The organism is Amycolatopsis sp. NPDC114504 (assembly GCF_055633595.1).
In genome coordinates, this window is record NZ_JBVKDU010000001.1 from 2,005,677 (window position 1) to 2,018,485 (window position 12,809).

Annotated in this window: 12 protein-coding genes; 7 read left to right on the forward strand and 5 right to left on the reverse strand. The window is 71.5% G+C overall.

The features are described from left to right. Window positions 1-29: 29 nt before the first annotated feature. Complete coding sequence (locus tag ACZ7PG_RS09320) at window positions 30-1,094, forward strand: Lrp/AsnC family transcriptional regulator (protein ID WP_470238577.1); 1,065 nt, start codon at window positions 30-32, stop codon at window positions 1,092-1,094. A gap of 838 nt (window positions 1,095-1,932) precedes the next feature. Here ACZ7PG_RS09320 and ACZ7PG_RS09325 read toward each other — a convergent pair. From ACZ7PG_RS09325 to ACZ7PG_RS09340, 4 genes are all read right to left on the reverse strand, one after another. Next, window positions 1,933-2,892: an SCO0930 family lipoprotein gene (locus tag ACZ7PG_RS09325; protein ID WP_470238578.1), complete on the reverse strand. Its 960-nt coding sequence runs from the start codon at window positions 2,890-2,892 to the stop codon at window positions 1,933-1,935. Window positions 2,893-2,935: 43 nt separating this feature from the next. Then, window positions 2,936-4,438: a DUF1996 domain-containing protein gene (locus ACZ7PG_RS09330; RefSeq protein WP_470238579.1), complete on the reverse strand. Its 1,503-nt coding sequence runs from the start codon at window positions 4,436-4,438 to the stop codon at window positions 2,936-2,938. Between the two features lie 356 nt (window positions 4,439-4,794). Beyond that, on the reverse strand, window positions 4,795-5,589 hold the full coding sequence (locus ACZ7PG_RS09335; protein WP_470238580.1) for a zf-HC2 domain-containing protein: 795 nt from the start codon (window positions 5,587-5,589) through the stop codon (window positions 4,795-4,797). Between the two features lie 7 nt (window positions 5,590-5,596). Then, window positions 5,597-6,160 carry a sigma-70 family RNA polymerase sigma factor gene (locus tag ACZ7PG_RS09340; RefSeq protein ID WP_470238581.1) on the reverse strand — a complete coding sequence of 188 codons (564 nt, stop codon included), beginning with the start codon at window positions 6,158-6,160 and terminating at the stop codon, window positions 5,597-5,599. Window positions 6,161-6,426: 266 nt separating this feature from the next. Here ACZ7PG_RS09340 and ACZ7PG_RS09345 point away from each other — a divergent pair, with 266 nt between their 5' ends. Genes ACZ7PG_RS09345 through ACZ7PG_RS09365 form a run of 5 tightly spaced genes read left to right on the forward strand, consistent with a single transcriptional unit; the run spans window position 6,427 to window position 10,042 of the window. Next, window positions 6,427-6,984 (forward strand): hypothetical protein, encoded by a 558-nt coding sequence (locus tag ACZ7PG_RS09345; protein ID WP_470238582.1) that lies wholly within the window; start codon window positions 6,427-6,429, stop codon window positions 6,982-6,984. Next, window positions 6,968-7,771 (forward strand): DUF4142 domain-containing protein, encoded by an 804-nt coding sequence (locus ACZ7PG_RS09350; RefSeq protein WP_470238583.1) that lies wholly within the window; start codon window positions 6,968-6,970, stop codon window positions 7,769-7,771. The genes ACZ7PG_RS09345 and ACZ7PG_RS09350 overlap by 17 nt, the downstream gene beginning before the upstream one ends. Continuing rightward, window positions 7,764-8,381, forward strand: a complete 618-nt coding sequence (locus ACZ7PG_RS09355; protein WP_360679319.1) for a ferric reductase-like transmembrane domain-containing protein — start codon at window positions 7,764-7,766, stop codon at window positions 8,379-8,381. Before ACZ7PG_RS09350 ends, ACZ7PG_RS09355 begins: the two co-directional genes overlap by 8 nt. 1 nt (window position 8,382) lies before the next feature. After that, on the forward strand, window positions 8,383-8,613 hold the full coding sequence (locus ACZ7PG_RS09360; RefSeq protein WP_086675010.1) for a ferredoxin: 231 nt from the start codon (window positions 8,383-8,385) through the stop codon (window positions 8,611-8,613). Further along, window positions 8,606-10,042, forward strand: a complete 1,437-nt coding sequence (locus tag ACZ7PG_RS09365) for an NAD(P)/FAD-dependent oxidoreductase (protein ID WP_470238584.1) — start codon at window positions 8,606-8,608, stop codon at window positions 10,040-10,042. Before ACZ7PG_RS09360 ends, ACZ7PG_RS09365 begins: the two co-directional genes overlap by 8 nt. Before the next feature lie 399 nt (window positions 10,043-10,441). On the opposite strand, the gene ACZ7PG_RS09370 is transcribed toward ACZ7PG_RS09365, so the two are convergent. Continuing rightward, window positions 10,442-11,788, reverse strand: a complete 1,347-nt coding sequence (locus ACZ7PG_RS09370; RefSeq protein ID WP_470239025.1) for an MFS transporter — start codon at window positions 11,786-11,788, stop codon at window positions 10,442-10,444. Between the two features lie 111 nt (window positions 11,789-11,899). Between ACZ7PG_RS09370 and ACZ7PG_RS09375 the strand changes: the two genes are divergently transcribed. Further along, window positions 11,900-12,790 (forward strand): LysR family transcriptional regulator, encoded by an 891-nt coding sequence (locus ACZ7PG_RS09375; RefSeq protein ID WP_470238585.1) that lies wholly within the window; start codon window positions 11,900-11,902, stop codon window positions 12,788-12,790. The last annotated feature ends 19 nt before the right edge of the window (window positions 12,791-12,809 follow it).

Sequence of the window (12,809 nt, forward strand, 5' to 3'; positions counted from 1 at the left end):
ATTACCCGAAACCACCGCTGTGAGGGTCGATGAGCGAAGAATCCGCCATGTTGACCGAGCAGGACCTCAAACTGGTCGACGCGCTGCAGGCCGCGCCGCGGGCGTCGTGGTCGACGGTGGGCCGCGCGCTCGGCCTGGGCGCGGTGACCGCCGCCCGGCACTGGGACACGCTGGTCGAGCGCGGGGACGCGTGGCTCACCGCCTACATCGGCGGGGAGCTGACCGCGCAGCTGGCGCTGGCGTTCGTCGAGATCGACTGTGCGCCGGGCGCTGCGTTGCGGGTCGCGGCGGCGCTGGCCGCGGACGTCCACGTCGTCACCGTCGAGCACGTGGCCGGGCCGTGCGACCTGCTCGCCCACGTCGTCGCGCCGACCCTGCGCGAGCTGGGGGCGCACGTGCTGGACCGGGTGGCGACGGTGCCCGGGGTGACGCGGGCGCGCACGGTGCTGTCGCCGCGGATGTTCACCGAGGGCAGCCGGTGGCGGGTGCGGGCGATCTCGCCGGGGCAGCGCGAAGCGTTGTCGGTGAAGCCGGTGAAGAACCGCGCGCCCCTGCGGTTCGACGACGCGGACCGGGCGCTGATCCTGGCCCTCGGCGTGGACGCCCGCGCGTCGGCGGCGGCGCTGGCGATCGAGCTCGGCGTCGGCGCGACGACCGTGCGGCGCCGGCTGGACGCCCTGCTCGGACGGGGCGCGATCCGCATCCGGTGCGAGATCGCGCGGTCGGTGTCGCCCGCGCCGGTCACGGTGACGCTGTGGCTGCGGGTGCCGCCGGACAAGCTGGAGACGACCGCGCGGTCGCTGGCGATGCTGCCGGAGGTGCGCATGTGCGCGGGCCTGACCGGGGCGGCGAACCTGATGCTGGTGGTGTGGCTGCCGTCGCACCACGACACGCTGCCGCTGGAGGCGGTTCTGGCGGCGAAGCTGCCGTGGCTGGAGATCACCGGCCGGGCGGTGACGCTGCGGAGCGTCAAGCTGATGGGCCGCCTGCTCGACGCGGCCGGGCGCGGGACCGGGCGCGTGCCGCTGGACTTCTGGGCCGCGGTCCCCGTGCCGGAGCACGGGGACCGCAGCGTGGGCCGGTCCGGGGGATGAGGGGGGTGAGGTGGAGGGAAGCATCCACCGGACCGGGGTCTTCGGGGGATTCCGGCCGGGTGACCGCGGGGCGGCCGGCGGGCCGGGAAGTCTGGGAGATCTGGGAGGTCTGGGCGGATCTCGCGTGAGCGGAGTGGTGACTCGCGCGGATCTCACGTACCTGGGAAGTCGGCTCGCGTAGCCGGACGGTCGGTTCGCGTGCCTGGTGCGGATCTCGTGTGGCTGGGAGCGGATCTCGCGTGATCCTGGGCGGAACTCGCGTGATTGCGGAGGCATCTCGCGTGACTGACGGGGCATCTCGCGTGACTGGGGAGGCATCACTCGCGACTGGGCGGGACTCGCGTGACTCGGAGGGCATCTCGCGTGATTGCGGAGGCATCGCACGTGATTGGAGGGGCATCACTCGGGACTGGGCGGGACTCGCGTGACTGAAGGGGCATCTCGCGTGACTGGGGAGGCATCTCGCGTGATCGGGAGGGCATCTCGCGTGATTGGAGGGGCATCACTCGTGATCGGGGGGTCGACATGGGGAGGAGTTCCGGCTCGGTGGACTGGGGGGGTGAGGTGGAGGGAAGTGTCCACCGGCCGGAACTCGCGGGGCGGGGAGGCGCCCGCCTGTTTCCTCCTTCGCTGACCCGGCGGCTGCCGGATCGGTGTGGGGTGAGGAATCCCGGCCCGGGGGACTTGGGGGGTGAGGTGGAGGGAAGCGTCCACCCGGGCCGGGGCTCGGGGCGCGGGACGGGGGTCCCGCGGTACTTCGGGTGGTGCTACCGGCCCGGCGGACTCGGGGGGGTGAGGTGGAGGGAAGTGTCCGCCGGGCCGGGGTTCGTGGGGCGGGTCAGTACCCGCCGGTGGAGGCGGACGCCGTCGCGACGGAGTCGTCCGGCCGGCGCGACGGGTCGACCCGGCAGCCATCGGGTTCCATGGCGTACCAGGTGTTCCCCGCGCCGTGGCCGGTCGCCTCGCCGGGCGCGCCGTCCTTGGCGTAGGTGTAGACGGGCCAGCCGCCGACGGTCACCTGCTTGCTCCCGTCGGTCCGGGTGACCTGGCCGACCAGTCCGGTGTCGATGTCTTCGGCGACGGTGATCCGGCCGTCGACGAGCAGGGGCGGCCACGTCCGTGCGCAGGCACCGTCGCAAGTGGACGTTCCGGACCCTCGGCCGTCCCGGGTGAAGAGGTAGAGCGTGCGGCCGGCCTCGTCGGTCAGGACCGAGCCGAGGCCGCCGATGTCGGCGGTCCCGATGCTGGTCCGGGCGGCGGGCCGGCTTTCCGCGGCCGCCTTCTCCCCCACCGGCGTGATCGCCGCCCAGTCCGCGCTGACGTTCTGGCCGAGCGCGATCCCGGAACCGGTGTCCTTGGCGTAGGAGTAGACGGGCCAGCCGCCGACCGTCACCTGCTTGCGGCCGTCGGGCCGGGTGACCAGGCCGACGAGCTGCGCGTCCACCCCGGCGGCCAGTGCCGGGGAGTCGGACAGCAGCGGTGGCCACATCTGCGCGCAGGCGGCCACGCAGGTGGCCTTCGGCGGATTGCCGGAGTCCTTGGCGTAGCGGTAGAGCGTGTGGCCTTCGGCGTCGGCGAGGACCGCGCCGAGACCATCCACAGTGGACTTCACCAGCTGGGCCTGGCCGGCCCCGGGGGCCGGCTGAACCGTGCTCGCCGAGAGCTGCTGCTGTGCGCCGAGCGACACCGGCTGGACCGCACCGGACGTGGCGTACGGGTTGGTCCCGCAGGCCGCGACCAGCGCGAGACCGGCGATGGCGGCGGGCAGTGCAACGGCACTCGGACGAGCACGGTTCATCGGACGTTCTCCCTCCTGGCGTGGAGTGACTGGTGCGGAAGGGTTATTCCGCGCAGGCCTTGCCGGAGTTGATGCAGTTGACCAGACGGCCCATGATCTTCCGGCTCATCACGTTCGCGAAGTCGTCGTGATCGGACCGCGGGTTGTGCTTTTCCTGGGCGAAGGCGTCCACTTTGTACTGGCCCTTCTGCTGGACGTCCTGCGGGACGTCGTAGACCAGCGTCACCTGCAGCTGCGGCACGTTCTTGAAGCCCTGCGGGCACTTGCCCTGCTGGTTCGCGAACACGATGTGCGTGCGGTGGTTGGCGCTGTCGGTGTTCTTGCCGTCCCAGCAGTTCGGGAAGTTGTGGATCCGCTCGACCTTGCTGCCCTGCGGGCAGATCGGGTAAAGGTCGGTCAGGCGGTCCTCGAACCCGGTGCAGGTCCAGCTGGGCCGGGCGTTGGCCGGGCCGTTGGTGCTCTGCTTGGCGTCACCGTAAAGGATCTTCAGGCCGAGCGGCATCGCGACGACCTTCTGGGCGCCACCGCCGATGAACTTCAGCGTCGCGGACTCCGGCTCGACGATCTCGCCGTCGTTGTCGCCGACCTCTTCGTTCGCGCCCTCGGGGCCGCCCAGCTCTTCGGCCGGCGGTGCGGCGGCGGAGCTGCTCTGGTTGCCGTTCTGGCCACCGTTGTTCTGACCGCCGTTGTTCTTGCCGCCGTTGTTCTGGCCACCGTTCTGACCGCCACGACGGCGGTCCTGGGCCTGCTGCTGGTCCTGCTGGTTCTGCCCGTCCTGCTGCTGGGCGCTCGCGTCACCGTTGCGGGTCGCGCCGCCACCGGTGTTCTTTTTCTTCTGCTGCTGACCGTTCTGGTCCTGCGCGTTCGGGTCCTGCTGGTCCTGCGCGTTGGGGTCCTGCGCGTCCTGCTGGTCCTGCGCGTTCGGGTCCTGCGCGTCCTGGTTCTGGGCGTCCTGGCCCTGCCCGGCGTCGTCCGCGGCCTGCGCGTCCTTGGCGCTCTGGTCCTGCTGGACGTCGCCGGTCTTGCCCTGCTGGTTCTGCTGCGCCTTCTGGTTCTCGCTCTCGTTGGCCGCGTTGTCCTCGCGGTCGATGCGGATCACGGGCCAGAAGTAGGCCGACTGGTCACCGTTCTTGCAGGTGGTGTCGCCGGCCAGCAGGCTCTTGAGGCTCGAATCGGCGTCAGTGGTCACGTTGCCGACGTAGTCGTGCAGGTGCTGCGCGCCGTTCTTGATCCCGGGCTGGGCGATGAAGTTGTCCGGGTTGTGGTGCGCGCCGTCCGCGTTCGTTCCACAGTCGACGGTGAAGGACCCTTGGGTGCCCTTCTTCTTCAAGGCCGCGTTGACGTTGTTGCCGGCGGGAACCTTGTTGATGTCGATGAAGAACGACGGGTCCGCGGGGTCCGCGCTGGCCTCGCCCGTGCGGCCCGTCGAGACCGCGACGGCGAGTGCGCCGACGGCGATCGCCAGGCCGATCGCGCCCATGGCGATCTTGGTACGGCGGGCGACGCGATGCTTGCCCGTCACGGGGGACCGAGAATTCCGGGCCATAGACTAGTTCACCTCGTTCGTTATTCCGGGCACGCCGAATAGCGCGGCGGCCCGGGCAAGAACTACCGTTGGTTGAGGTCGAGATCGCACGGAACCCGCGGGGAGCTCTGGTTCCGGCTGTCGGGACGCATCGGGGGATGCATTGGGGGATACGGACGTGAGCGCTCCGAGGTTCAAAAGCGACCAGCCCGTTATCTGTTCGTTATCAAGTGAAACGCAACCGCGCGCCATTCATCGAGGTCACCGCGCTGCGGGCCGGAAAAGGAAGTCTGGTCCATGCCTTGAACCACGGCCGGATCACGACCGTGGTTCAGGCAAGACGTGGTTCAGACAAGACAGGGTGCGGAAGAAGAAAGTCAGCGCTGCACGACGACGAGGACCGTGCCGTCGTCGCCGCGGACCTCGAAGCGGGCGATCTGGTCCATCGGCAGCGAGATGGAACCCTGCAGCCGCAACGGCTCCGGGGAGCCGGGGATGCCGAAGCCCTTGGGCGGCACCGACCAGCCGGACACGACGCGGGCGTCACCCGTCGTCGAGATGGCGAACAGCTGGCACTTCAGCGGCCCGACGATGCCGCGCAGCTCGAGGTCGACGCGGCTGCCCCACTCCACAGGGGACACCGTCACGACGGCGCTGACCGCGGACCCGCCGCTGCCGCTGCCCCGGCCGTAGGTCTGGCCGCTGCCCGCCGGCGCACCGGTGGACGGCGGCGCCGGGATGCTCGTCGCCAGGACGCTCGTCACCGGCGGGGGCTGCTTGGTGCTCGGCGCCGAGAGCGACGCGGGCGGGACGGCGTCGGCCGGGCGGACCGCGAGGGTCACCAGCGGGCCGGCCACGACGAGCGCGGCGGCCGCGGTGCCGGCGATGATGCCGAGCCGCTTGCGCCGGCGGCGCTTGACCGAGGCCTCTTCCATCAGGCCGCGCAGCACGCGGGGCCCGGGCGCGAGGGTGCGCGGACTGGGCGCCGGCATCGGCGGCTCGGGCCAGCTGCGCTTCACGAGGTCGAGGACGTCCGGCAGCTGGTACAGCTCGATCAGGTCGAGCTGGCAGTGCGGGCAGTTCATGAGGTGGGCTTCGAACTGGGTGCTCTCGGCCTCGCTGAGGACGCCGAGCACGTACGCGGCGACGTCGGTGTGTGCGGACCCGGCCACCCTCAGTTCACCCCCGCTCACGCAGGGCCCGGCGCAGCGCGCGGACGGCGTGGTGGATGCGGGACTTGATGGTGCCCGGGGGCACGCCGAGGGTCGCCGCCACCTCGTTCACGGTCCGATCCCGCAGGTAGGTCTGCTGGATGGCCTCCCGCTGCTCGGGCGAAAGGCCCTGCAGCGCCTCGTAAACGATCATCGCGGCGAGCGTCCGGTCCGACTCGTCGGACACCGTGATCGCGTCGGATTCGATCTCCTCGAGCTCCTGGGGGCGCACGCTCCGGCTGCGCCAGCCGTCGATGACGATGCGCCGCGCGACCGTGAACAACCAGGCGCGCAGCATCTCCGGCTGGCGGTCGAGCTTGTCCGCGTTCCGCCACGCCTTGATCAGGGTCTCCTGCACGACGTCTTCGGCCCACTGCCGGTCGTGGCCGGTCAGGCGGAGCGCGAACGCCATGAGGGACCCGCCGAACTCCTGGTAGAGCGCCTTCGCCAGATCATCATGGGCGTCGTTGGGCTCAACACCCACGACTTCCTGATCTTCGACGGGTCTCAGCGCTCGAGTGTGCCGTCCCACGCGGGACATCCTGGTGGTCCGGACGGCCTACGTCCAGTACCAATATGCAGCGAAACTTTTTTGAACCGTTTCCGAACCGTGTCCGTATCCCCTACCGAAGACCCCCGACAACGCGTTGTCCCCCGCAACGCTCCACATCCACTCCGGACTGTTCGTCCACTGTGGATCTTTCGCGCGCATTTTCGCCTCACCCCAGGCTACTGCGCGTAGTCATGCCCTCCGGAGGAGCAGTGATACGCATTCCCCGTACGGTGGTCCCCGCCGCCGTGTGCCTCACCGCACTCGCCCTGCTCACCGCCTGTACCGCCGGCGCCGCCACCACCTCGGGTGGCTACGCCGCAGGCAGCGGTGCCGGCATGCAGATGCCCGGTATGCAGGCCCCCATGACCCTCGCCATGCCGCAGCCGATCACGGCCAACCCCAACGACCCGATGAAGAGCCAGCTCAGGGGTGCGAAGACCTTCGACCTCGGCCTCATGCTCGTCGACGGGACCGGCTACACGATCTACCGATACGACCGCGACTCGACCAACCCGCCGCGGTCGAACTGCAACGACGCCTGCGCGACCAAGTGGATCCCCGTCAAGACCGGCGGTCCCGCGCCGATCGACGTCGACCAGTCGCTGATCGGTGAGCTCACCCGCGACGACGGCACCCAGCAGGCCACCCTCGCCGGCTGGCCGCTGTACCACTTCGTCGGTGACAGCGAGCCGGCCGACACGTCCGGTCAGGGCGCCGACCAGGCCTGGTACCCGATCGCGCCCGACGGCAAGAAGATCACGCTGACCCAGGACCAGTGGAGGGAAAATGCTTTCGGCCTCTGAGTTCGCCGGCCCGGAGCTCATCCCTCCGTCCCCGCTCGAACGCTCCCGCCCGCTGGTCCGGATCCTGTTCGTGCTGGTCGCGGTGCTGACGCTGCTCGCGTCGGTGTCCCCGGCCTCGATCGCCCAGACGAGCTCCACCGCCATCTCGCCCGAAGACGCCATCCTGCTGAACAAGGTCCGCCAGGCCGGTCTGTGGGAGATGCCCTCGGGCATGATGGCGATGCAGAAGGGCAGCCCGAAGGTCCAGGCGGTCGGCTTCGCGATCATGATGGACCACGGCCGCCTCGACGTCGCGACCCGCGCGCTGTCGGCGAAGCTCAACTCGCCGGTGCCCGACCAGCCCTCCGACGAGCAGCGCGGCTGGCTCCTCGAAGAGATGAACGCGCCCCCCGGGCCGTCGTTCGACAGCGTCTTCGCCAACCGGCTGCGCTCGGCGCACGGCGCCGTGTTCGCCGTCCTCGCGCAGCTGCGCGCCGGCACCCGCAACGACGACGTGCGCGCGTTCGCGACCGTCGGCAACCAGGCGGTCATGCGGCACATGACGATGCTCGAGAGCACCGGCATGGTCGACTACACGGCGCTTCCCGCGCCGGTCGTCTCCGCCACGTCCGCGCCCGCCGGGCAGCCGCTCGGCCTCGACACGTCCCAGATCGCCGTGGTGGCGGCGTTGTTCCTGCTGGTCGGCGGCGGTCTCTTCTACGTGCTGCGCCAGATCAAGGGCAACCGCGGCCGCGGCCGGGCCACGCGCCGGCCGGCCACGGTGAGAACCGGGGGCACCCATGGTTGAGACCTGGCACGACGCGACGATCTTCCTCACGCAGCAGTTCCAGCCGAAGACCGACCCGGCGGCCCGCGGCCTCGCGGCCTTCGCCGCCCGGGCGTCCTACGCGGCGATGATGCTGACGCTCACCTGGGGTGTGCTCACCGCCACCGGCTGGGTGCGCTCGGTCACCGGCCGCAAGGCACTGCGCAGCTCCCACATGGTGCTCGCCACCGGCACGATCATCTTCGGTGGCATCCACGCGCTGGGCTTCTTCTACCTGACGGTCCAGCCGTACAGCCTGCAGTACCTGTTCCTCCCCTTCCTGTCGGGCCAGGAGACCCGGCACAGCATCGGCATCGTCGGCTTCGAGGTCATGCTGGCCATCGCGCTCACGGCGGGCCTGCAGCGGTTCACCTCCTACCGCCGCTGGCTGTGGCTGCACCGCTGCGCCTACCCGGCCGTCGCGCTGACCGCGCTCCACGCGTGGTTCGGTTCGATCGCCAACGGCCACCTCGCGGTCGTCTGGCTGGGCGGCATCACGCTGCTCGTCCCGGCGGTCACGACGTCGCTGCTGCGGTTCATGCCCGCGCGGACCCTCGAACGCATCGGACTCGTGGAAGAGCAGGTGGCTTGACATGCCCTTCCGTTTGCCCGGTGGCGGGCCCCGGATCAGCGTCGACAACGACCGGTGCGAGCTCTACGGCATCTGCGCCATGGAGGCGCCGGACGTGTTCGACCTCGGCCAGGACGGCCGCCTGCGCTTCCACACGCGGCTGCTGGACGAGACCACGATTGAACAGGCGAAGATGGCGGCCCGCTGCTGCCCGATGCAGGCGGTCGTGATGAGAGGAGAGCTCGATGGCTGACGGCGACCGGATCGTCATCGTCGGCGCGGGTGTCGCCGGGTTGCGCGCCGCGGAACGGCTGCGCGAGCAGAACTTCGACGGCGAGATCGTCCTCATCGGCGACGAAGCGCGGCGGCCCTACCACCGGCCGATGGTCTCCAAGGCACTCGTGATGGGGACCGAACGGCCCAGCGACGTGGGCCTTTCGCACTACCTGCCGGACCTCGACGTCCACTGGCGCCTCGGCGCGCGGGTCACGCACCTGGACACCACCGAGCGGGTCGTGCACCTGCCCGGCGGCGAGTCCCTCTGGTACGACGGCCTGATCGCCGCGACCGGCGTCTACCCGCGGCACCTGCCCGGGACGCCGCGGCACGACCCGCGCGTGCGGATCCTGCGCACGGTCGAGGACTCGATGGCCGTGCGGCGCTGCCTCAACGCCAGCAAGAAGCCGGCCGTCGTGATCGGCGCCGGCCTGATCGGCAACGAGTTCGCCGCGAGCATGCGGCACATCGGCCGGGACGTCACGCTCATCGGGCACGCGAAGGCCCCGCTGCACCGCTTCGGCGACCGCGTCTCCAACGGCGTCGTCGAGGCGCACCACGAGCACCGCGCGAAGCTGTCGATGAAGAGCGAAGTGCGGCACTGGATCAGCACGAAGGACACCGTCGGGCTGCACCTGACGAACAACCAGCTGCTGGTCGCCAGCGTCGTCGTGCTCGCCATCGGCAGCGTCCCGTCGGTCGACTGGATGCGCGGCTCCGGCCTCGACATCAGCGACGGCGTGCTCTGCGACTCGAAGCTGTTCGCCGAGGGCGCGTCCGACGTCGTCATCGCCGGCGACATCGCGCGCTGGCCGAACCTGCGGTTCGACGAGACCCCGCGCCGCGTCGAGCACTGGATCAACGCCGTCGAGTCGGCCCGGCACGCGGCGGACAACCTGCTGATGGGCCAGTCCAGCGCGAAGCCGTTCACCCCGCTCCCCCGCGCCTGGTCGACGCTGTACGACACCCGGCTGCAGATGTGCGGGATGCCTTCGCTGGCCGAGGACACGGTCACGCTGGCCGACGGCATCACCGGCTTCATCCGCGACGGCAGGCTCGTCGGCATCTCCGCGTGGGACAAGCCGCGCGCGATGCTCGACTGGATGGCCGAGCTGGACCGCCGGCTGCCCGCGCCCGAGTACGTGCCGGAGCCGGAGCCCGCTCCCGCCCCCGAGGTGGCCGAGGTCCCGACGGTCGAACCGGCCATCGCGGCACTGGCGGCCGAGGTGCCGACGGAGTTCGAGAGCGGCTTCGACCAGCAGGCCTTCGAGCGCGAGTTCGAGAGCGAGTTCGCCAACAACATCCCCACGACGGCGTTCCCCGCCCTCGCGGCCCCGCCCACCACGGCGTTCGCCGCACAGCCCGGAGCGGCGCTGCCGACGATGGCCATTCCGATGGGGAGGTAAAAGCCGGGACGTGGCTGCGCGCGGCGGCCATCGTCCCTTGCCGGTCACCACATCCCCTCCGCGGCTGGGCGGTGTGGTGACCGGCCCCCAACGTCCCTCTGCCCGCCTCGCGTCCGGTGACAGGGCTTTCCGCCCGAAGTCGAAGACCGAGCGTCCGGCGGGCCAGGAGAGGGCCATCCCGAGGGAACCCGACGCCCCCGGGGTGGCCTTCTCCCGGCGCACCGGGCGGGGGTCCGGGGTCGAACGTCACGGCGGTTCCGCCGCCGCGGCGTGCACGTCCGTGACGGCCTTTCCGGCGGAAGGGTATGCCGCCGGAAAGGCCGTCACGGTCGAAAGTCGGGTTCGGGGTTGCACCGGCGAAGGCCGTCTCGAGGGAAACGGGAACCCTCGAGACGGCCTTCACCTCGTCCTGACCCCCTGTGAGACCTTCGATTCGGCCACCACGAGCACGCCGAGCACCAGCACCACGATCCCGACCACCCGCAGCCCGGCGTCCGCGCCCGCGACGAACGCCGTGACGAAGTCGGGCCCGTGGCTCGCCGCGGTCATGACCGTGCCGATGACGGCGACGCCGAGCGCGCTGCCGAACTCGCGGGTGGTGGCCTGCAGCCCGGTGCCGACACCCGCCCGGTCCGGCGGCAGCGAGCCGGCGATCACGCCCGAGAGTGTCGGCAGCGCCAGTGTCACGCCGATCCCGGTCACCACCAGCCAAGCCGCGTAGCCCGCGTACGGCGTCCGCGCGTCGCTCGTGGACAGTCCGAGCAGGCCACCGCCGACGAACGCGAAGGCCAGTGCCACCGTGGTGTCGAGGCCGATCCGCCGCGCCAGCGGGCCGGCGTGGCGGCCGCCGAGGATGATCGGGACGGTCAGCGGGATGATCCCCAGCCCGGTGCCCAGGACGCCGAACCCCTTGGCGTACTGCAGGAACGACGCGTTGACGTAGAACAGCGCGAACATGCCGAAGAAGATCGTCGTCATCCCGAGGCAGGCGCTGCGCAGGCCCGCGATCCGGAACAGCCGCGGGTCCAGCAGCGGGTGCGCCACGCGCAGTTCGACGAACGTCCACGCGGCGAACAGCACGGCGGCGCCGGCGAACCCGGTCACGACGACCGCGCTCCCCCAGCCCGCCTCGGGACCTTGGACGATCCCGACCAGCAGAGCGACCGACGCGCCGACCAGCAGCACCGTGCCCAGCGGGTCCAGCCCGCGGTCGTGGCGCGACGACACCGGCGCCGTGCGCGCCACCAGGGCGGCGGTCACCAGGGCGAGCGGCACGACGGCGGCGAACAGCCAGCGCCACGAGCCGCCGGTGAGGACCAGCCCGCCGCCGACGTTGCCGAGGACACCGCCGATGCCGGTCATCGACGCCCAGGTCGCGATGGTCGCGGCCTTCTTCTCCGGCGGGACGGCGTGCAGCAGGACGGCGAGCGAGTTGGGCAGCACGGCGGCGGCCCCGGCCCCGGTGAGCGCCCGGCCGGCCAGCAGCGATACGACGTCCGGGGCCACCGCCGAGAGCAGCGCGCCGGCGGCGAACAGCCCGAGCCCGGCCAGCAGGACGCCCTTGCGGCCGAACCGGTCGCCCGCAGCGCCGCCCGGGATCACCAGGCAGGCGAACACGATGACGTAGGTGTCGACGATCCAGACCAGCGCGGCCGCCGACGGGTGCAGCGCGCTCGCCGCGAGCATCGGGACGGCGAGGTTGACCGCCGCGACCATGCCGACGACGAGCACCACGCAGGCGCACATGAGCGTGAGCAGGCCACTTCGTTTCCCGAGATCCATGCGGCCGACGGTAGGAAACGCCGGACTGTTCGCGCCACGCAACTTCGGCAACCCTGGATTGCGTACGATGCAACCATGTCCGACCAGCTCGACCTCAACCTCCTGCGCGTGTTCGACGCGCTGCTACGAGACGGGAGCGTGACGGCGGCGGCCGAGCGCCTCCACCTGTCCATCCCGGCGACGAGCCGGGCGCTGGGCCGGCTGCGGCGGGCGATGGGCGACCCGATCCTGGTGCGCGCCGGCCGCGCGATGGCGCCGACGCCGTTCGCGCTCCGCACGGCGCCGCGGGTGCGGTCACTGCTGGACGAGGCCGCGTCGCTGGTCAACGTGGACTTCTCGGTCGCCGGCCTCGAGCGGACGTTCACGATCCGGATCAACGACGGCGTGGCGGCGACCCTGGCGTCGGCGGCGGTGGAGGCGACGGCGGCGGCCGCCCCGGGCGTCACGCTGCGCTTCGTCGCGGAGGGCAGCGAAAGCCCGGAGGCGCTGCGAGACGGCTCGATCGACCTCGACATCGGCGTCGGCGACGCCCCGGCGCCGGACATCCGGACCGCGGTGCTGTACCGCGAACAGCTGGTCGGCATCGTCCGCGCCGACAGCCCGCTGGGCCGCGGCCGCCGCCCGACGCCGTCGCAGCTGTGCCGGCACCCGCACGTGTCGGCGTCCCGGCGCGGCCTGGCCCGCGGTCCGCTGGACGAGGCACTGGCCGCGCTCGGCCTGCGCCGGCACGTGGCGGCGGTGGTCCCGACGTCGGCGGTGGCGACGCTGCTGGTGGCGTCGAGCGGCTACGTCGGCATGGTCCCCGGCCGCCTCGCCGAGCAGCACGGCCCGGCGCTGGGCCTGCGCTGGTTCCCGATGCCGGTGGACCTGCCGGAGGTCGACGTCCGGCTGCACTGGCACGCCCGCCTGGACGCGGACCCGGCCCAGCGCTGGCTGCGCGACACGATCCGCGACGCCCTCCGCTGACCGTGTCGACCCTCCAATC

What these genes read in the sequence shown, in the direction of transcription:
- ACZ7PG_RS09365 (WP_470238584.1), top strand. Translation starts at nt 8,606, where the DNA reads ATGGCTGACGGCGACCGGATCGTCATCGTCGGCGCGGGTGTCGCCGGG.
- ACZ7PG_RS09325 (WP_470238578.1), bottom strand. Translation starts at nt 2,892, where the DNA reads ATGAACCGTGCTCGTCCGAGTGCCGTTGCACTGCCCGCCGCCATCGCC.
- ACZ7PG_RS09350 (WP_470238583.1), top strand. Translation starts at nt 6,968, where the DNA reads ATGCTTTCGGCCTCTGAGTTCGCCGGCCCGGAGCTCATCCCTCCGTCC.
- ACZ7PG_RS09375 (WP_470238585.1), top strand. Translation starts at nt 11,900, where the DNA reads ATGTCCGACCAGCTCGACCTCAACCTCCTGCGCGTGTTCGACGCGCTG.
- ACZ7PG_RS09355 (WP_360679319.1), top strand. Translation starts at nt 7,764, where the DNA reads ATGGTTGAGACCTGGCACGACGCGACGATCTTCCTCACGCAGCAGTTC.
- ACZ7PG_RS09370 (WP_470239025.1), bottom strand. Translation starts at nt 11,788, where the DNA reads ATGTGCGCCTGCGTGGTGCTCGTCGTCGGCATGGTCGCGGCGGTCAAC.
- ACZ7PG_RS09320 (WP_470238577.1), top strand. Translation starts at nt 30, where the DNA reads ATGAGCGAAGAATCCGCCATGTTGACCGAGCAGGACCTCAAACTGGTC.
- ACZ7PG_RS09360 (WP_086675010.1), top strand. Translation starts at nt 8,383, where the DNA reads ATGCCCTTCCGTTTGCCCGGTGGCGGGCCCCGGATCAGCGTCGACAAC.
- ACZ7PG_RS09330 (WP_470238579.1), bottom strand. Translation starts at nt 4,438, where the DNA reads ATGGCCCGGAATTCTCGGTCCCCCGTGACGGGCAAGCATCGCGTCGCC.